The 19,798-nt window shown below is 59.9% G+C and carries 17 protein-coding genes; 8 read left to right on the top strand and 9 right to left on the bottom strand.

The features are described 5' to 3' along the window. Window positions 1-97 precede the first annotated feature (97 nt). The 6 genes from cysG to JFU58_RS03515 are packed head-to-tail and all read right to left on the bottom strand — an operon-like array spanning window position 98 to window position 7,603. On the bottom strand, window positions 98-1,492 hold the full coding sequence (gene cysG, locus JFU58_RS03490) for a siroheme synthase CysG (protein ID WP_093198669.1): 1,395 nt from the start codon (window positions 1,490-1,492) through the stop codon (window positions 98-100). Further along, window positions 1,493-2,773 carry a serine--tRNA ligase gene (gene serS / locus JFU58_RS03495; RefSeq protein ID WP_201139856.1) on the bottom strand — a complete coding sequence of 427 codons (1,281 nt, stop codon included), beginning with the start codon at window positions 2,771-2,773 and terminating at the stop codon, window positions 1,493-1,495. It lies immediately after the preceding gene. Window positions 2,774-2,789: 16 nt separating this feature from the next. After that, window positions 2,790-3,164, bottom strand: a complete 375-nt coding sequence (crcB, locus tag JFU58_RS03500) for a fluoride efflux transporter CrcB (protein ID WP_201139857.1) — start codon at window positions 3,162-3,164, stop codon at window positions 2,790-2,792. Further along, complete coding sequence (locus JFU58_RS03505; protein ID WP_063031403.1) at window positions 3,164-4,486, bottom strand: replication-associated recombination protein A; 1,323 nt, start codon at window positions 4,484-4,486, stop codon at window positions 3,164-3,166. Before JFU58_RS03505 ends, crcB begins: the two co-directional genes overlap by 1 nt. Window positions 4,487-4,513: 27 nt before the next feature. Further along, window positions 4,514-5,137, bottom strand: a complete 624-nt coding sequence (gene lolA / locus JFU58_RS03510; RefSeq protein ID WP_026078226.1) for an outer membrane lipoprotein chaperone LolA — start codon at window positions 5,135-5,137, stop codon at window positions 4,514-4,516. 57 nt (window positions 5,138-5,194) lie between these two features. Beyond that, the gene (locus JFU58_RS03515) at window positions 5,195-7,603 is read right to left on the bottom strand and encodes a DNA translocase FtsK (RefSeq protein WP_063031405.1); all 2,409 of its coding nucleotides are present in this window, start codon (window positions 7,601-7,603) and stop codon (window positions 5,195-5,197) included. Between the two features lie 487 nt (window positions 7,604-8,090). Between JFU58_RS03515 and aat the strand changes: the two genes are divergently transcribed. The 3 genes from aat (at window position 8,091) to infA (ending at window position 9,853) form a co-directional block, all read left to right on the top strand. After that, a complete protein-coding gene (gene aat / locus JFU58_RS03520; RefSeq protein ID WP_076016782.1) occupies window positions 8,091-8,771 on the top strand; it encodes a leucyl/phenylalanyl-tRNA--protein transferase in 681 nt (226 codons plus the stop codon). 55 nt (window positions 8,772-8,826) lie between these two features. Further along, window positions 8,827-9,534, top strand: a complete 708-nt coding sequence (locus JFU58_RS03525; RefSeq protein WP_017479517.1) for an arginyltransferase — start codon at window positions 8,827-8,829, stop codon at window positions 9,532-9,534. 100 nt (window positions 9,535-9,634) lie between these two features. Then, entirely contained in the window at window positions 9,635-9,853 is a 219-nt protein-coding gene (gene infA / locus JFU58_RS03530; protein WP_002553999.1) for a translation initiation factor IF-1, read from the top strand. A gap of 234 nt (window positions 9,854-10,087) precedes the next feature. On the opposite strand, the gene clpA is transcribed toward infA, so the two are convergent. Continuing rightward, the gene (clpA, locus tag JFU58_RS03535) at window positions 10,088-12,358 is read right to left on the bottom strand and encodes an ATP-dependent Clp protease ATP-binding subunit ClpA (protein ID WP_010172706.1); all 2,271 of its coding nucleotides are present in this window, start codon (window positions 12,356-12,358) and stop codon (window positions 10,088-10,090) included. A gap of 29 nt (window positions 12,359-12,387) precedes the next feature. Continuing rightward, window positions 12,388-12,756 (bottom strand): ATP-dependent Clp protease adapter ClpS, encoded by a 369-nt coding sequence (clpS, locus tag JFU58_RS03540; protein WP_003219604.1) that lies wholly within the window; start codon window positions 12,754-12,756, stop codon window positions 12,388-12,390. A 218-nt stretch (window positions 12,757-12,974) separates the two neighbouring features. On the opposite strand from clpS, the gene cspD reads away from it, so the two are divergent. Beyond that, a complete protein-coding gene (cspD, locus tag JFU58_RS03545) occupies window positions 12,975-13,241 on the top strand; it encodes a cold shock domain-containing protein CspD (protein WP_063031411.1) in 267 nt (88 codons plus the stop codon). Between the two features lie 71 nt (window positions 13,242-13,312). On the opposite strand, the gene icd is transcribed toward cspD, so the two are convergent. Next, window positions 13,313-14,569 (bottom strand): NADP-dependent isocitrate dehydrogenase, encoded by a 1,257-nt coding sequence (icd, locus tag JFU58_RS03550; protein WP_003219599.1) that lies wholly within the window; start codon window positions 14,567-14,569, stop codon window positions 13,313-13,315. 494 nt (window positions 14,570-15,063) lie between these two features. Here icd and JFU58_RS03555 point away from each other — a divergent pair, with 494 nt between their 5' ends. The 4 genes from JFU58_RS03555 to hflD all read left to right on the top strand — a co-directional run bounded on the left by JFU58_RS03555 (window position 15,064) and on the right by hflD (window position 19,768). Further along, window positions 15,064-17,289 (top strand): NADP-dependent isocitrate dehydrogenase, encoded by a 2,226-nt coding sequence (locus tag JFU58_RS03555; RefSeq protein WP_177026321.1) that lies wholly within the window; start codon window positions 15,064-15,066, stop codon window positions 17,287-17,289. Window positions 17,290-17,517: 228 nt separating this feature from the next. Continuing rightward, window positions 17,518-17,964 (top strand): NUDIX hydrolase, encoded by a 447-nt coding sequence (locus JFU58_RS03560; protein WP_201139858.1) that lies wholly within the window; start codon window positions 17,518-17,520, stop codon window positions 17,962-17,964. Window positions 17,965-18,023: 59 nt separating this feature from the next. Further along, complete coding sequence (mnmA, locus tag JFU58_RS03565) at window positions 18,024-19,148, top strand: tRNA 2-thiouridine(34) synthase MnmA (RefSeq protein WP_063031417.1); 1,125 nt, start codon at window positions 18,024-18,026, stop codon at window positions 19,146-19,148. After that, window positions 19,145-19,768 carry a high frequency lysogenization protein HflD gene (gene hflD, locus JFU58_RS03570; RefSeq protein ID WP_010172715.1) on the top strand — a complete coding sequence of 208 codons (624 nt, stop codon included), beginning with the start codon at window positions 19,145-19,147 and terminating at the stop codon, window positions 19,766-19,768. The genes mnmA and hflD overlap by 4 nt, the downstream gene beginning before the upstream one ends. The last annotated feature ends 30 nt before the right edge of the window (window positions 19,769-19,798 follow it).

Here is a 19,798-nt window from a genome sequence, read left to right on the forward strand (position 1 = left end):
AGGTCGTCAACGATAACGCGCCCATGCTAAATGAGCGCAGTGACCTTGAGTTTTTCGCGAGCAAGCTCGCTCCTACAGTTGGAATGCGTCGCGCTTGTCAGACTTGCGACTGAGCGCCTTCAAACCACTTCAGCTTCTCACGCAACAGCACCACTTCTCCCACAATCACCAGTGTCGGTGCATGAACTTCATGCTCCGCCACCATGCGTGGCAGGTCAGCCAGTGTGCCGGTAAACACCCGCTGGTTGGACGTGGTGCCCTGCTGGATCAACGCCGCCGGCGTATCCGCTGAACGGCCATGCTGGATCAGTTGTTCGCAGATGATCGGCAACCCGATCAACCCCATGTAGAACACCAGAGTTTGCGACGGCCCTACCAGGTCACTCCATGGCAGGTCCGAAGTCCCGTCCTTCAAGTGCCCGGTAATGAAGCGAACCGATTGCGCATAGTCGCGATGGGTCAGCGGAATACCGGCATACGCCGCGCAACCACTGGCTGCCGTAATGCCCGGCACCACCTGGAACGGGATGCCATGGGCCGCCAGCTCTTCGATCTCTTCACCGCCACGACCAAAGATAAACGGGTCGCCACCCTTGAGCCGCAGCACGCGTTTGCCTTGCTTGGCCAGGTCCACCAGCTGCTGGTTGATCTGGTCTTGCGGCACCGCATGGTCAGCGCGTCGCTTGCCGACGTACACCCGCTCAGCATCTCGGCGGCACAGCTCAAGAATCGCCGGCGCCACCAAACGGTCGTACAGCACCACATCGGCCTGCTGCATCAAGCGCAACGCGCGGAAGGTCAGCAGGTCCGGATCACCCGGGCCTGCCCCCACCAGGTAGACTTCGCCCGGTGCGTGAGGCGGCGCGCCGTTGATTTTCTCCACCAGCAAACGCTCGGCTTCATCGCCCTGCCCGGCCAGTTGCCGGTCAGCAATCGGACCTTGAAACACGTCTTCCCAGAACGCGCGACGCTGCTGCACATCCGGAAACAAACCTTTGACCTGGCTACGAAACCGCGCCGCCAACCCGGCCAATTGACCGTAAGTCGACGGAATCCAGGTTTCCAGCTTGGCGCGGATCAAGCGTGCCAGCACCGGCGCATCGCCGCCGCTGGACACTGCGATCACCAAAGGTGAACGGTCGACAATCGCCGGGAAGATCACGCTGCACAAGGCCGGCGCATCCACCACATTGACCGGTACGCAACGACGCCGGGCATCGCTGGACACTTGCGCGTTCAGCGGCTCGTCGTCGGTCGCGGCGATGATCAGAGTGCAGCCGTCGAGGTCGGCCTCCTGATAACCGCGCAAAATCAGTTCACCGCCACTGCCCTGCACCAGTTCACGCAACTGGTCTTCAATCTGGGGAGCAACCACCCGCAACAACGCGCCGGCGTCGGCCAGCAGCCGGGATTTGCGCAAGGCAATCTCCCCGCCACCAACGACCAACACACGACCGCCGCGCAGGTTATGAAACAGCGGCAGAAATTCCATTTAGCCGATGACCTCAACGCCCGCCATGTAAGGCTTGAGCACCTCAGGTACACGGATCGAACCGTCAGCCTGCTGGTAGTTTTCCAGCACCGCCACCAAGGTACGGCCTACCGCCAGGCCCGAGCCGTTGAGGGTGTGGACCAGCTCAGGCTTGCCGGTTTCCGGGTTACGGAAACGCGCCTGCATGCGACGGGCCTGGAAATCACCGCAGTTGGAGCACGACGAAATCTCGCGGTATTTGTCCTGGCTCGGCACCCACACTTCCAGGTCGTAAGTCTTCACGGCACTGAAACCCATGTCGCCGGTGCACAAGGCCAGAACGCGGTACGGCAGCTCCAGCAGCTGCAGGACGCGTTCGGCGTTGGCGGTCAGGCCTTCCAGCGCTTCCATGGAGGTCGACGGCTCGACAACCTGCACCATCTCGACCTTGTCGAACTGGTGCTGGCGGATCATGCCGCGGGTGTCGCGACCCGATGCACCGGCTTCACTGCGAAAGCACGGCGAGTGGGCGACAAACTTGATCGGCAGTTGCTTGGCGTCGAGGATTTCCCCGGCCACGATGTTGGTCAGCGACACTTCGGCGGTCGGGATCAGGTACAGATCGGCTTCGCCATCGCGGCTGATCTTGAACAGGTCTTCCTCGAACTTCGGCAGCTGGCTGGTGCCCATCAACGCCGGCGCCTGAACCAGGTACGGGGTGTAAGCCTCTTCGTAGCCGTGTTCGCCGGTGTGCAGGTTGATCATGAACTGCGCCAGAGCACGGTGCATGCGCGCGATCGGGCCGCGCAGCAAGGCAAAGCGCGCACCGGACATTTTGGCCGCTGTCTCGAAGTCCAGGCCACCGGTCAATTCGCCCAGGGCAACGTGGTCCTTGATCTCGAAATCGAAAGCTTTTGGCGTGCCCCAGCGACGGACTTCGACGTTGCCGTCTTCGTCTTCGCCAATCGGCACGGACTCGTGTGGCAGGTTCGGGATACCCAGCAGGATCGAGTCCAGCTCGGTCTGGATCGCGTCCAGCTCGATTTTGCCGGAAGCCAACTCGCCAGCCATACGCTCGACGTCCGCCATCAACGGCGCGATGTCTTCACCGCGCTGCTTGGCCTGACCGATGGATTTGGAACGCGCATTACGCTCAGCCTGCAGTGCTTCGGTGCGGGTCTGGACGGTCTTGCGCTGTTCTTCCAGCGCTTCGATGCGCGCAACATCCAGGCTGAAGCCACGGGATGCCAGGCGGTCCGCTACGTCCTGAAGGTTGCTACGTAACAGTTTGGAATCGAGCATGTCGGTCTCTCGTTTATCAAAGTTTGGTCAAGGACAGGCCAGCCCACGTGGCGAGCAGCCCGCCGAACACGCTGATGGCCAGGTACCCGAAGGCGACCAATGCCTGCCCGCTTTCCAGCAGGCGTAGCGTGTCCAGTGAAAAGGATGAAAAGGTCGTCAGACCGCCTACAAAGCCGACAATCAAGCCGGCCCGAATCTCAATCGGCACTTCCGGGCGAATCAGAAACCACCCGTACAACAAACCGATGATCAAACAGCCCACCAGATTGACCGCCAGGGTCGCCGCATAAAAATGCTTCGGCCAATTGGCGCTGACCCATGTGCTGGTGGCGAAACGCAATAATGTACCAGCGATGCCGGCCACGGACACGGCAAGAATCGTTCTGAGCACTACTTTCTCCGCTGTTTCGGGCTGAGCCGGTCAAGTTGGGCGAGGTGATTGAGCTTTTCGCCGATCTTCAGCTCCAGGCCGCGAGGCACTGGCTGGTAGAACGGCTGCGGCTCAAGGTCATCCGGGAAGTAATCTTCGCCAGCCGCATAGGCGTCCGGCTCATCGTGGGCGTAACGGTATTCATCGCCATAACCGAGCTGCTTCATCAGCTTGGTCGGCGCATTGCGCAGGTGCAGCGGCACTTCCAGGGAACCATGCTCAGCGGCGGCACGCAGGGCGGACTTGAAGCCCATATACACCGCGTTGCTTTTCGGCGCGCAGGCAAGATAAGTGATGGCCTGGGCCACCGCCAACTCGCCTTCCGGGCTGCCCAGGCGCTCCTGCACTTCCCAGGCGGCCAGGCACAGACTCAGCGCGCGCGGGTCGGCATTGCCGATGTCTTCACTGGCCATGCGCACCACGCGCCGGGCCAGGTACAGCGGGTCGCAACCACCGTCGATCATGCGCGCAAACCAGTACAGCGCGCCGTCGGGATTAGAGCCGCGCACCGACTTGTGCAACGCGGAGATCTGGTCGTAGAACGCTTCGCCGCCCTTGTCGAAACGCCGACGAGTGTCGCCCAGCAGGCTTTGCAGCAAGTCGACACCGATTTCGCTGCCATCCTCGGCCAGGTCGGAAGCGTTCTCCAGCAGATTGAGAAAACGTCGACCATCGCCGTCAGCCGCAGTCAGCAGAATCTTGAAGCCTTCCTCGCTGACACTCAGTTGTCGCTTGCCCAGGCCCTTGTCTTCAGTCAACGCACGCTGCAACAGCTTTTGCATCGCGGCTTCATCAAGACTTTTGAGCACATAGACACGCGCCCGGGACAGCAAGGCGTTGTTCAGTTCAAAAGACGGGTTTTCGGTGGTGGCGCCAATAAAGATCAGCGTGCCGTCTTCGACATACGGCAGGAACGCATCCTGCTGCGACTTGTTGAAGCGATGCACTTCGTCGACAAACAGGATGGTGCGCTTGCCGTATTGCCCGGCCTGCTGCTTGGCGACTTCCACCGCCTGGCGGATTTCCTTGACCCCGGCGAGCACCGCCGAAACCGTCTCGAAGTGGGCATCCGAGACTTTCGCCAGGAGCCGCGCCAGGGTGGTCTTACCCACGCCCGGCGGCCCCCAGAAAATCATCGAGTGCAGCGCACCCTGCTCAAGGGCTTCGCGCAAAGGCTTGCCGCGAGCGAGCAGGTGTTCCTGCCCGACGTACTCGTCCAGGTTGGTCGAGCGCAGGCGCGCCGCCAGAGGCTGAGCAATCGGGTCACTTCGAAACAGGTCCATGGGCAGCGTTTGAAACCTCTGGGCAGTTTATTCCTGGATCACGTCGGCACCCTTCGGGATGTCGAACTTGAACTTGGACGCGGCCACCGGCTCGTTGGCCTTGACCCCGGTGAACAGGATGTTGGTGCGTTGGCCAACGCTGTCCACCAGTTGCATGTCGTTGATCACACCGTTGCGGAACGACAGGCGCAGACTGTCGAACAGCGTGTCCTTGGATTTCGGCTTCAGCGTGAAGTCGATGACGTTGCTGGCCTGCTTGGAGGTGATATCAAAACTCTGGCTGATCTGCGACACATCGCCCGACAGCAGCAACGCCGGGGTCTGGCTCAGGCGCGGATCGAGCTTCTTGATGGTCGCCTGTTCCAGGTCCGGGTCCCACAGGGTGACTTTCTGGCCGTCGGAAACGATGGTCTGCTCGTTTGGCGCGTCGGTTTTCCAGTAGAACAGCCCCGGACGCTGCACGGCCATTTCGCCGGCGGTTTCCTGCAATTGAGTGCCGCCACCGTCCAGGGTCAGCTGGGAGAAGCGCGCACTCAGGGTCTTGGATTTGTCCAGCAGGTTGGTCAGGCTCGCAACGGAAGCCGGATCAGCGTGAGCCGAAACAGCAGTCAGGGCCAATGCCGGCAACAACAGCATGCGGATAAGACGCATGGGAGTCCTCTTAGATTCGTTTGCAAGGCGTGCCGCGTGTTGCCACGCGGCACGTAATCAGTCACGCATCTGCGCTGGCGCAATCACTTCGCGCGAGCCGTTGGTGTTCATCGAGGTGACCACGCCGGCCATTTCCATGGCTTCGATCATGCGGGCAGCGCGGTTGTAGCCAATCTTCAGCTTACGCTGTACGGCGGAGATCGAGGCGCGGCGGCTTTCAAGGACGAACTGCACCGCTTCGTCGTAGAGCGCATCGGTCTCGGCATCATCGTCGCCACCGCTGCTGCCACCGTCGAAGCCGCTGCCGGCCTCTTCGACGCCCGCAAGGATGTCGTCGTTGTATTCCGGGGCGCCGCGCAGCTTCCAGGCCTCCACCACACGGTGCACTTCATCGTCGGAGACGAAGGCGCCGTGAACGCGGATCGGCAGACTGGTGCCCGGTGGCATGTAGAGCATGTCACCGTGGCCCAGCAGTTGCTCGGCGCCGCCCTGGTCGATGATGGTACGGGAGTCGATCTTGCTCGATACCTGGAACGCCATGCGGGTCGGGATGTTGGCCTTGATCAGGCCGGTAATCACGTCCACCGACGGACGCTGGGTCGCCAGGATCAAGTGGATACCGGCGGCCCGCGCCTTCTGGGCGATACGGGCGATCAGCTCTTCGACCTTCTTGCCGACGATCATCATCATGTCGGCAAATTCGTCGACCACCACCACGATAGTCGGCAGCTTGGTCAACAGCGGCGCTTCGTCGTGAATGCTTTCGCGCTTGTACAGCGGGTCGGTCAGCGGCGTGCCGGCGTCCTGGGCTTCCTTGACCTTGGCGTTGAAGCCCGACAGGTTACGTACGCCCATCTTCGCCATCAGCTTGTAGCGGCGCTCCATCTCGGCGACGCTCCAGCGCAGGGCGTTGGCGGCGTCCTTCATGTCGGTCACTACCGGGCACAGCAGGTGCGGAATGCCTTCGTAGATCGACAGCTCGAGCATTTTCGGGTCGATCATGATCAGCTTGGCGTCTTCCGGGCCAGACTTGAACAGGATCGACAGGATCATCGCGTTCACACCCACCGACTTACCGGAACCGGTGGTACCGGCGACCAGCAAGTGCGGCATTTTAGCCAGGTCGGTGATCACCGGCTTGCCGCCGATGTCGTGGCCCAGGGCCAATGTCACCGGCGATTTGAAGTTGTCGTATTCCGGGGTCGACAGCACTTCAGAGAAGCGCACGATCTGCCGGTCTTCGTTGGGAATCTCGATACCGACGGTGGTCTTGCCCGGAATCACTTCCACCACCCGCACGCTGGTCACGGCCAGCGAACGCGCCAGATCCTTGGCCAGGTTGGAAATGCGGCTGACCTTCACGCCGGCAGCCGGCTGGATTTCGTAGCGGGTAATCACAGGGCCCGGGTGGATCGAATCCACCGAGACTTCAACGCCGAATTCCTTGAGCTTGATTTCCAGCAGGTGGCCGACGGCCGCCAGGGATTCAGGGGAATAGTTGAGCTGTTTCTTTTCCGCCGGGTCGAGAATCGAGATCGGCGGCAAGGTGCCTTCCACGGCGCTGTCGACAAACAACGGCGCCTGTTTCTCTTTCTGCACGCGATGGCTTGGCTCGGGCGCCTTCGGCGGCGCAGGCGCGATCACCGGCGGTACCTGCTTCTCGCGGTCCGACATGTGTTTGGTCAGCGCCTGCTCGCGTTCGATCAGGCGCTCCTTGACCTTGGCTTGCTCACGCCGGTCCGGCGTGCTCGGGGCCACCACCTCATTGACGCGGGTATCGACCTCACGCAGCTGCGCAACCATGCGCTTGCGGTCGACCCGGGCCGACCACCAGCGATTGGCGGCGCCCTGGAACAGTTCGAGCAGATCGAGGGTGATCTTGCCGGTCACGTCCATGACCTTGAACCACGACAGGTCGGTAAACACGGTGAGGCCGAACAGGAACAACGCGATAAACATCAGGGTGCTGCCCTGGATGTTCAGGGTCCTGCGGGCCAGGTCGCCGAGGCTTTCGCCCAGTGCGCCGCCAGCACCGGCCGGCAAGCCGGTAGGTGCGTGGAAATGGATGTGGGCCAGGGCCGCGCCCGACAGCACCAGGAACACCAGGCCGATCAGACGCCAGGAGAACAGCCAGCCGCTCCACTGCCAAGGTTCATGACGTTGGCGGAAGATCTGCCAGGTCTTGATGGCCAGCAACAACGGGAAGATATAGGCGAAATAACCCAGCACCATGAACAGGATATCGGCGCTGTAGGAGCCGGCAGGACCACCGAAGTTCTGCACGTCTTCGATCTTGCTGTTGTGGCTCCAGCCTGGATCGTCCTTGCCATAGGTGAGCAAGGCCATCATCAGGAACAGGCACAGGGCGCCGATGGCGATCAGTGCACCCTCCTTGAGTCGATAGTGCAGGTGCTGGCGCCAGGCGGGCACGACTGCGGCTTTAGGTGTTGCGGCGGATTTCTTCAAAACGGGTCTATTCCTGCGCCTTTAGCGCGTCCATCTGTTGAATGACTGCAAAATACTGCTCAATCCGAGCAGGTAAAAAATGAACGAGTGCCAGTGAAGCTACTTTTAACACTCTGCAACTGATTCATGAAACGGCGATAACGCCTGAATGGCCGCATTGTACGGGTTTGTGTGCGCTATGCCACGCACTTGGACCTACGTTACACAGCATAGCCAATCTTAGGTTTCATAACGTTCAATTTGAGCATGCATTGTCTTTGCTGACAAAGGCTTATGAGCTGTTTTTGCCAATCCAGGCTAGCTTGCCGACCGACGTACGCGATTACGACCACGCCCCCGGCATAGAGTTGCAGAAACACCCGTTCATGCTTATCTGCACCGATCCCATGTTCGGGGTAGCCCCAGAGCGTTTCGTCGACAATAATCACAGCTCTTGCAACGGGCAACATCGCCGTTACCGCCCTCCCCTTCCGTAAGCCTGGATGCCATGCTGACCTGGTTACAACGCAACACCCTGACGTTTCCACCGCTGGCCAAGGCCATGCGCGAACCCAATGGCCTGCTCGCCGCCGGTGGCGACCTGTCGGCCGACCGCTTGATCCAGGCCTATCGCCACGGCTGCTTTCCGTGGTTCTCGGAGGGCCAGCCCATCCTGTGGTGGTCGCCCGACCCGCGCACCGTGCTGTTCCCCGACGAGCTGCATGTTTCCCGCAGCCTCGGCAAACTGTTGCGCCAGCAGCGTTACACGGTGACCTTCGATCAGGATTTCGCCGCCGTCATCCAGGCTTGCGCAGCGCCACGCAGCTATGCCGATGGCACCTGGATCACCGAAGCCATGCAGAGCGCCTACCTGCAATTGCACCAGCGCGGCTATGCGCACTCGGTGGAGGTCTGGGACGAAGGCGAACTGGTTGGCGGCCTGTACGGCCTGGCGATGGGCCAGTTGTTTTTCGGCGAGTCCATGTTCAGTCGCGCCGACAACGCCTCGAAATTCGGCTTTGCGACCCTGGTCAGGCAATTGCAGGCATGGGGCTTTGTGCTGATCGACTGCCAGATGCCCACCGACCACCTGCACAGCCTCGGCGCCCGCGCCATTCCCCGCAGCGACTTTGCCAACTACCTGCGCGACCATTTGGACCAAACCAGCTCTGCGCCATGGGTTTCCTAGGCGACTTTCCCGCACCTGGCTTACACTTATTTCAAAGCTTATCCGAGGGTTGATCATGACCGAGCTGGCGCGTTTGAAGTTTTATGCCACTCAACCCCACTCTTGCAGCTATCTGCCCGATGAGCAGGCCACCACGCTGTTCCTCGACCCCAGCCAGCCGATGGACGTGCATGTGTATGCCGATTTGTCGGAAATGGGCTTCCGGCGCAGCGGCGACCACCTCTACCGGCCGCACTGCCAGAACTGCAACGCCTGCGTACCGGCGCGTATCCCGGTGGCGCAGTTCCTGCCGGACCGTAATCAGAAACGCATCCTCAAGCGCAATGCCGACCTGACCGTCACCGCTGCCAAACCGGGCTTCAGTGAAGAATATTTCGACCTCTACCAACGCTACATCGAACAGCGCCATGCCGACGGCGACATGTTCCCACCCAGTCGCGACCAGTTTTCCACCTTCCTGGTGCGCGACCTGCCCTTCTCGCGTTTCTACGAGTTCCGCCTTGAAGGGCGCCTGGTCGCCGTAGCCGTCACCGACCTGCTGCCCAATGGCCTGTCGGCGGTCTACACCTTTTATGAGCCCGCCGAAGAGCGTCGCAGCCTGGGACGCTTTGCGATCCTGTGGCAAATCGGCGAAGCCTTGCGCATGGAATTGGAGGCGGTGTACCTCGGATACTGGATAAAAAACTGCAAAAAGATGAACTACAAGACCCAATATCGGCCCATTGAGCTGTTAATTAACCAAAGATGGGTCACCTTGAACTAGAACCTCTTGGCTTAAACACCCTTTTTCGGGCACAATGCACGCCGCTTTTGCCTGGCGCAGTTGCACCGGGCCATTCACTGGATACCGAGGGCTTTACTGCATGTCGAAAGAAGACAGCTTCGAAATGGAAGGCACTGTCGTCGACACCCTGCCCAACACCATGTTTCGTGTGGAGTTGGAAAATGGGCACGTCGTAACCGCGCATATCTCCGGCAAGATGCGCAAGAATTACATCCGTATTCTTACCGGTGACAAAGTGCGCGTCGAACTGACGCCCTATGACCTGAGCAAAGGGCGCATCACTTACCGCGCCCGTTAATCAAGTCAATACAAGACGCCCGGTTATGCCGGGCGTTTTTGTGCGCGCGCGATTTACCTGAAACCAGAAATCCCTTGTGGGAGCGGGCTTGCTCGCGAATGCGGCGTGTCAGTGACTGATTGTGTCGACTGGCACACCGCATTCGCGAGCAAGCCCGCTCCCACATTTGATCCATCGGTTTCAAGACAGCAAAAAGGCGCCTCACGGCGCCTTTTTGTTTTGTTGCGTCAGCTATCAGGCCATTTCAGCCGTGGTCTCGAAGTCGAAGGTCAGCTCGCCGTCCTTCAGGTCGATATGCACCACGCCACCGTGGTCTGCCAGTTCGCCGAACAGGATCTCTTCCGCCAGTGGGCGCTTGATCTTGTCCTGGATCAGGCGAGCCATTGGCCGAGCGCCCATTGCCGCGTCGTAGCCACCTTCCGCCAGCCAGTTGCGCGCCGCGTCCGTAACCTCCAACTGCACGCGCTTGTCTTCCAACTGCGCCTGAAGCTCGGTGAGGAACTTGTCCACCACACTTTTGATGACCTCATGACTGAGGCGACCAAACTGGATAATGGTGTCCAGGCGGTTGCGGAATTCCGGCGTGAAGCTCTTCTTGATCACTTCCATGGCGTCGGAAGAGTGATCCTGATGAGTAAAGCCAATGGAAGCCCGCGCGGCCGTTTCGGCACCGGCGTTGGTGGTCATGATCACGATCACGTTGCGGAAGTCCGCCTTGCGCCCGTTGTTGTCGGTCAGGGTGCCGTGGTCCATCACCTGCAACAGCAGGTTGAAGACTTCCGGGTGCGCCTTCTCGATTTCATCGAGCAGCAGAACGCAATGCGGCTGCTTGGTGATCGCCTCGGTCAACAGGCCGCCTTGGTCGAAGCCGACATAGCCCGGAGGCGCACCGATCAGGCGCGACACAGTGTGACGCTCCATGTACTCGGACATGTCGAAACGCACCAGCTCAATACCCATGGCCTTGGCCAACTGCCGCGCCGCTTCGGTCTTGCCGACACCGGTAGGCCCGGCGAACAGGAACGAACCGACCGGTTTGTCCGGCGACTTGAGGCCCGCACGAGACAGCTTGATCGCGGTGGACAGCGAGTCGATGGCCGCATCCTGACCAAACACCGTCAGCTTGAGGTCGCGCTCCAGGTTACGCAGCAGCTCCCGGTCGGACGTGTTGACGTGTTTTGGCGGAATCCGCGCGATCTTCGCCACGATGTCCTCGACCTGAGGCACGTCGATGCGCTTCACACGCTTCTCCACCGGCTGCAGGCGCTGGTAGGCACCCGCCTCGTCGATCACGTCGATGGCTTTGTCCGGCATGTGCCGGTCATTGATGTAACGCGACGCCAGCTCGGCGGCTGCACGCAGCGCTTCATCGGTGTACTCGATACCGTGGTGTGCTTCGAAACGCCCCTTGAGCCCGCGCAGGATGCCGATGGTGTCTTCAACCGAAGGCTCGGACACGTCGACTTTCTGGAAGCGGCGCGCCAGGGCGCGGTCTTTCTCGAAGATCCCGCGGAATTCCTGGAACGTGGTCGAGCCGATGCAACGGATATCGCCCGAAGACAGCAGCGGCTTGAGCAGGTTCGAAGCGTCCATCACGCCACCGGAAGCTGCACCGGCACCGATGATGGTATGGATTTCGTCAATGAACAGGATCGCCTGCGGGCGTTTTTTCAGCTCGCCGAGCAACGCCTTGAAGCGCTTCTCGAAGTCGCCACGGTACTTGGTCCCGGCGAGTAACGCGCCCAGGTCAAGGGAGTAGACGACGCTGTTGGCCAGCAGGTCTGGCACCTGGTTATCAACAATGCGCTTGGCCAGGCCTTCGGCAATCGCGGTTTTACCCACGCCCGCCTCACCCACCAACAGCGGGTTGTTTTTGCGACGACGCGCCAGGATCTGCGCCACGCGCTCAACTTCCAGCTCACGCCCTACCAGCGGATCGATCCGCCCCTGGCGCGCCAGTTCGTTGAGGTTGCTGGCATAAGCATCCAGCGGGTTGCTCGAAGAAGAAGACTCACCGCCCTCGTCATCCTGCATATCCTGCTCACCTTCTGAGTGATCGCCATGCCCCGGCACTTTGGAAATGCCATGGGCGATGTAGTTGACGACATCAATACGGGCAACGCTTTGCTGCTTGAGCAGGAATACGGCCTGGCTTTCCTGCTCGCTGAAGATCGCCACGAGCACGTTGGCCCCTGTGACTTCGCGCTTGCCGGAGCTCTGTACGTGGAAAACGGCACGCTGCAGTACCCGCTGGAAGCCCAGGGTTGGCTGGGTCTCGCGGTCCTCGTCATGAACGGGGATCAACGGCGTGGTGGAGTCGATAAACTCCTGCAGGTCATGCTTGAGTTTGTCGAGATTGGCACCACACGCACGCAGTACGGTGGCGGCAGCTTCGTTATCCAAAAGTGCCAGCAGCAGGTGCTCGACGGTCATGAACTCATGACGCTTCGAACGGGCCTCCTTGAAGGCAAGATTGAGGGTGACTTCGAGCTCGCGGTTTAACATAGCTTCACCTCATACCCAAGTGGTCGGAGTTAACCGTCCTTCTCGATTTCACAGAGTAGCGGATGCTGGCTTTCCCTGGCGTACTGGTTGACCTGCATGGCCTTTGTCTCGGCGATGTCGCGGGTAAACACTCCACATACTGCCCGTCCTTCTGTGTGAACGGCCAGCATTACCTTGGTCGCCAACTCGCGGTTCAGGTTAAAAAACACCTCGAGCACTTCGACGACGAAATCCATCGGTGTGTAGTCATCATTAAACAAAACCACCTTGTACATCGGCGGCGCCTGTAAAGCAGGCTTGGCCTCCTGAACAGCAATGCCTGCAGAACCGTCGTCGTCTTCTTGATGATCCGGGCGATCCTGATTGAATGTTAGTCGAATCTGGCTGATTGCATGCATGGAAAGAAAGGTTCGTCAGTGGTTCAAATACAGTGGTGGGGGCGACCTGTCAGATTTTCAACTCTGACCGACTGGTCGCCTTGACTATCGGCAAATCAGTGTTACAACCAATAGAACCCACAGTGGGTAAAAAAGGTCCGCGCAGTCAACCTTATTTATTCGGGTTAGGACGGATAAACTGGATGATACTCCAGTGATGGAGTCTGGTGCAGAGGGATATGGGCATGGCGAGCGGTAAGGTCAAGTGGTTCAACAATGCCAAGGGTTACGGCTTCATCAACGAAGACGGCAAGACTGACGACCTATTTGCGCATTACTCCGCTATCCAAATGGATGGCTACAAGACACTGAAGGCAGGGCAATCGGTTTCCTTCGATATCATTCAGGGACCCAAAGGCTTGCATGCGGTGAATATCGGCGCTCCAGTCAGCGCCAGCACAACTATAGAAGACGTCGCTCAAAAATCACAAAAACAGCCGGCCTGATCAGCCGCTGAGCAACCGCTCAAAAAAAACCGGCCATCAACAGGCCGGTTTTTTTATGCCTGCTTATAAGCCTACATATGCGAAATCAGCGCATCCCCGAACGCTGACGACGACAGCAACTTGGCGCCGTCCATCAAGCGATGGAAGTCATAGGTCACCGTCTTGGCCGAAATTGCGCCATTGGTGCCCTTGATGATCAGGTCGGCCGCTTCGGTCCAACCCATGTGACGCAGCATCATTTCCGCCGACAGGATCAGCGAACCCGGGTTGACCTGGTCCTTGCCGGCATACTTCGGCGCGGTACCGTGGGTGGCTTCGAACATGGCCACGGTGTCGGACAGATTGGCGCCCGGCGCAATACCGATACCGCCCACTTCAGCCGCCAGGGCGTCGGACAGGTAGTCACCGTTAAGGTTAAGCGTAGCGATCACATCATATTCCGCCGGGCGCAGCAGGATCTGCTGGAGCATGGCGTCGGCAATGGCGTCCTTGACCACCACATTCTTGCCGGTGCGCGGGTTCTTGAATTGCATCCACGGCCCGCCATCCAGCAGGGTCGCGCCGAATTCTTCAGCCGCCACTTCGTAGGCCCATTCCTTGAAGGCACCTTCGGTGAACTTCATGATGTTGCCTTTGTGCACGATGGTCAGCGAGTCGCGATCGTTATCCACGACATACTGCAAGGCCTTGCGCGCCAGGCGCTTGGTGCCTTCCAGGGACACCGGCTTGATGCCGATCCCGCAGTTCTGGTCGAAACGGATCTTGGTAACGCCCATCTCTTCTTTCAGGAACTTGATGACCTTGATCGCTTCCGGGGAGCCGGCCTTCCACTCGATACCGGCGTAAATGTCCTCGGAGTTCTCGCGGAAGATGGTCATGTCCACATCGCCGGGCTTCTTGACCGGGCTTGGCACGCCTTCGAACCAGCGCACCGGGCGCAAACACACATAAAGGTCGAGCTGTTGGCGCAGGGCCACGTTCAGCGAACGGATGCCGCCACCGACCGGGGTGGTCAGCGGGCCCTTGATGGAAACCACGTAGTCCTTGACCGCATCCAGGGTTTCCTGGGGCAGCCAGGTGTCCTGGTCGTAAACCTGAGTGGCCTTTTCGCCGGCATAAACCTCCATCCAGGAGATCTTGCGCTTGCCGCCATAAGCCTTGTTAACAGCTGCATCGACAACCTTGATCATCACCGGGCTGATGTCGACGCCAATACCGTCACCCTCAATAAAAGGAATGATCGGGTTGTCAGGAACATTGAGAGAATGGTCTGCATTGACGGTGATTTTGTCGCCGACTGCCGGAACCTGAATCTTCTTGTATCCCATGCTGAACTCCATCTATGGATTGAACATCTGGCTGCGTTCGAGCCTACTCCAGATAAATGAGGACTGAAACCTCAGGCCCTGCACATTTGCGTCGAAAACAGCACATTTAGTGGCCTACAAGCTTGAAAGCAAAGGGAAAAGCGCCAATCTTGAGCACGTCATGCGACTTTAGGCGCAACCCGCTGCCTGCGACCTTTAGACCAATGGACGACACACCTTTTGTATGAAGGCTCGGCGTAAGCATAGCGACCTATGTATAATGCCGCCGCTGACCAAAGAGTCACGACGGCCGACCGCTCTAGACAGACGCCCTCCGCCAGAAAAGCCGAGCTACTACAGTAGCTCACCCGCTTGACGCTCGACTGATGCAACCCAACATCACCGCGAAGAAACTTCGACATTTCGCTCATGGATGACTTTGAACGAACGCGCTTTACCCGGCGCATCTCGAGTTTCTGCGCATGCTTTCAGCAAAGAAGAGAGTTAATCCGAATATGCCCACCCGCTCGAAGATCATCTACACCTTCACCGACGAAGCACCAGCCCTCGCCACCTATTCACTGCTGCCTATCGTAGAGGCCTTCACCGCTTCCGCTGATATTGCCGTGGAAACCCGCGACATTTCCCTGGCCGCGCGCATCCTCGCAAGCTTCCCCGAGCAACTGGGCGCCAAGGCCGTGCCGGACCACCTCGCCGAACTGGGCGACCTGGCCGTAACCCCTGAAGCCAACATCATCAAGCTGCCGAACATCAGCGCCTCGACCCCTCAGCTGCAGGCTGCCATCAAGGAACTGCAAGCCCAGGGCTTCGACCTGCCGGACTACCCGGAAACCGTAACCACCGACGCGGAAAAAGAAACCCGTGCACGTTACGACAAGGTCAAGGGCAGCGCCGTGAACCCGGTACTGCGCGAAGGCAACTCCGACCGCCGCGCACCGCTGTCGGTCAAGAACTACGCACGCAAGCACCCGCACAAAATGGGCGCCTGGGCTGCCGACTCCAAGTCCCACGTTGCCCACATGAGCAACGGCGACTTCTACGGCAGCGAGAAAGCCGTACAGATCGAAGGCGCTGATGCCGTCAAGATCGAACTGATCGCCAAAGACGGTACCGCTACCGTCCTGAAAGAGAAAACCAGCGTACAAGCTGGCGAGATCATCGACAGCGCCGTGCTGAGCAAGAAAGCCCTGCGCAGCTTCATCGCCGCTGAAATCGAAGACGCCAAGAAACAAGGCGTACTGCTGTCGGTTCACCTGAAAGCCACCATGATGAAGGTCTCCGACCCGATCATGTTCGGCCAGATCGTGGCCGAGTTCTATAAAGACGCACTGGCCAAGCACGCTGTGGTGCTGGAGCAGATCGGCTTCAACCTGAACAACGGCATCGGCGACCTGTACGCTCGCATCAAGGCCCTGCCTGGCGATCAGCAAGCGCAGATCGAAGCTGACATCCAGGCGGTGTACGCCGCTCGCCCTTCCCTGGCGATGGTCAACTCCGACAAAGGCATCACCAACCTGCACGTGCCGAGCGACGTCATCGTCGACGCCTCGATGCCTGCCATGATCCGTGACTCCGGCAAGATGTGGGGCACCGACGGCCAGCTGCACGACACCAAGGCTGTGATCCCGGATCGCTGCTACGCCACTATCTACCAGGCGGTGATCGAAGACTGCAAGGCTAACGGCGCCTTCGACCCAACCACCATGGGCAGCGTGCCAAACGTTGGCCTGATGGCGAAAAAAGCCGAAGAGTACGGCTCCCACGACAAGACTTTCCAGATCAAGGCTGACGGCGTAGTCCGCGTCACCGACAGCAAGGGCAACCTGCTGATGGAACAGGCTGTTGAAGCCGGCGACATCTTCCGCATGTGCCAGACCAAAGACGCGCCGATCCAGGACTGGGTCAAACTGGCCGTCAACCGTGCCCGCGCCAGCAACACCCCGGCCATTTTCTGGCTGGACCCACAGCGCGCGCACGACGGCGTCGTGGTCGAGAAAGTTCAGGCTTACCTGAAAGACCACAACACCGAAGGCCTGGACATCCGCATCATGTCGCCGGTCGACGCGATGAAGTTCACCCTGGAGCGCACCCGCAAGGGCCTGGACACCATCTCGGTGACCGGCAACGTATTGCGCGACTACCTGACTGACCTGTTCCCGATCATGGAACTGGGCACCAGCGCCAAGATGCTGTCGATCGTGCCACTGATGAACGGTGGCGGCCTGTTCGAAACCGGTGCCGGCGGTTCGGCTCCGAAGCACGTACAGCAACTGGTTGAAGAAAACTTCCTGCGCTGGGATTCCCTGGGCGAGTTCCTGGCCCTGGCCGCGTCCCTCGAGCATTTGGGTGTGAACTACAACAACCCGAAAGCCCTGGTGCTGTCCAAGACCCTGGACCAGGCCACCGGCCAGTTCCTCGACAACAACAAGTCGCCATCGCGCAAAGTCGGCAACATCGACAACCGCGGCAGCCACTTCTACCTGGCGCTGTACTGGGCTCAAGCCCTGGCCGCCCAGACCGAAGACACTGCACTGCAAGCGCAGTTTGGCGAACTGGCCAAGACCCTGACCGCGAACGAGGCAACCATCGTTGCCGAGCTCAACGCCGTTCAGGGCAAGCCAGTGGACATCGGTGGCTACTACGCACCGAACGCCGAGCTGACCAGCAAGGCCATGCGCCCAAGCAACACCCTCAACGCGGCCATCGCTGCGCTGGTGTAAGGTTGTAAGGATGCAAAGAAGCCCCGGCCCTGTGCCGGGGTTTCTGTTTCTGAACATGGCGTTTTTATTGAAGAAACCCAATCAAAATGTGGGAGCGAGCTTGCTCGCGAAAGCGGCGGGTCAGTCAATATCTCTTTAACTGACACGCCCAATTCGCGAGCAAGCCCGCTCCCACACTGAATGCAATCGCGCCTGAACACAGCGTTACACCTTGAATCGAGGCACTTTATGACCTGGCTCCCCCACATCACCGTCGCCACCATCGTCGAAGACAATGGCCGCTTCCTGATGGTCGAAGAACTCAAGGGCGGCCGCGCCGTGCTCAACCAGCCCGCCGGCCACCTCGACCCGAATGAAACCCTGACCGAGGCCGCCGTGCGCGAAACCCTCGAAGAAACCGGCTGGGACGTCGAAGCCACCGGGATTGTCGGGATTTACCTGTACACCGCTCCCAGCAATGGCGTGACCTATCAGCGCGTGTGCTTCACCGCCAAGGCCCTGAAACATCACCCGGACTACCCACTGGACGACGGCATCCTGCGCGCCCGCTGGCTGACCCGTGACGAATTGATGGCAGTGCGCGAAGACTGGCGCAGCGAGCTGATTATCCGCTGCATCGACGATTATCTGGCCGGCCAACGCCACAGCCTCGAATTGATCCGCCCTTCTCTTTAGCCTTGCAGACGCGAGCCTGCTAGAATCGCGTCCTTTTTAAAGACTCCCGTTGAAATCCTATGCGTGATCCAGCCCCTTCTGACACACAAAAGAAGCGCGTCATCGTCGGTATGTCCGGCGGCGTGGATTCTTCCGTTTCCGCCGTTCTGCTCATGGAGCAGGGTTATGAGGTGGAAGGCCTGTTCATGAAGAACTGGGAAGAAGACGATGGAACGGAATATTGCACCGCCATGGACGACCTGGCGGATGCCCAGGCCGTCTGTGACAAAATCGGTATCAAGCTGCACACCGCCAACTTCGCCGCCGAGTACTGGGACAACGTGTTCGAGCACTTCCTGGCCGAATACAAGGCCGGTCGCACGCCGAACCCGGACATCCTGTGTAACCGCGAGATCAAGTTCAAAGCGTTCCTCGACTACGCGATGATCCTTGGCGCCGACCTGATCGCCACTGGCCACTACGTGCGCCGTCGCGACATCCATGGCCGCACCGAGCTGCTCAAGGGCCTGGACGCCAACAAGGACCAGAGCTACTTCCTGCACGCCGTCGGCGGCGAACAGATCGCCAAGACCCTGTTCCCGGTGGGCGAGCTGGAAAAGCCCGAAGTGCGCGCCATTGCCGAGAAACACGGCCTGGCCACCGCCAAGAAGAAGGATTCCACCGGGATCTGCTTTATCGGCGAGCGCCGTTTCAGCGACTTCCTCAAGCAGTACCTTCCGGCGCAACCGGGCGAGATCAAGACCACCGAAGGCGAAATCATCGGCCGTCACCACGGCTTGATGTACCACACCATCGGCCAGCGCCAGGGCCTGGGTATCGGCGGCTTGAAAGACGCCGGCGAAGAGCCGTGGTACGTGCTGGTCAAGGACCTGGAGCACAACGAACTGATCGTGGGCCAGGGCAATGACCACCCATGGCTGTTCTCCCGCGCCCTGCTCGCTTCGGACATCTATTGGGTCAACCCGGTGGACCTCAGCAGCCCGCGCCGCCTGACCGCCAAAGTGCGCTATCGCCAGAGCGACCAGCCCTGCACCCTGGAAAAAACCGCCACCGGCTATCGCGCCACCTTCGACGACCCCCAGCGCGCCGTAACGCCGGGCCAATCGGTAGTGTTCTACGACGGAGAGATTTGCCTGGGGGGCGGCGTGATCGAAGTTGCCGAACCCTGGAGCAGCCAGGCATGAGCCCGACCCAGGAGCAATTGACAGCACTGGGCGGCGTGTTTCTCGCTGCGGTACTGGTGGACAAGATCGCCAAGACCGGCCAGGTCACCGAGGCGGGCCTGACCTGCATGCTCGGCAGCCTGCTGATCCGCGACCCGAAGGACACCCTGGAAGTGTACGGCGGCGACGACCTGGCCCTGCGTGAAGGTTATCGCGCACTGGTCGGCGCCCTCGAGCGCGACCCGAGCACTTTGCAGCGCGAGCCACTGCGCTACGCCCTGTCGATGCTCGGCCTGGAGCGCCAATTGGCCAAGCGTGATGATTTGCTGGAAACCATCGGCAAGCGCCTGCCGCAGATTCAGTCCCAAGTCGAACACTTCGGCCCGGCCCACGAAAACGTGATCGCGGCCTGTGGCGCGCTGTACCAGGACACCCTGAGCACCTTGCGCCAGCGGATCCAGGTGCACGGCGACATGCGCAACCTGCAACAACCGAACAACGCCTCGAAAATCCGCGCCCTGCTCCTGGCCGGTATTCGTTCGGCGCGGTTGTGGCGTCAACTGGGCGGTCACCGCTGGCAGTTGGTCATCAGCCGTCGCAAATTGCTGAAAGAGCTTTACCCGTTGATGCGCAACGAATAAGTCGCAACAACCGATTTTTTTATAGCCCCA

It is taken from the genome of Pseudomonas sp. TH34, from assembly GCF_016650865.1.
GTDB lineage: Bacteria > Pseudomonadota > Gammaproteobacteria > Pseudomonadales > Pseudomonadaceae > Aquipseudomonas > Aquipseudomonas yamanorum.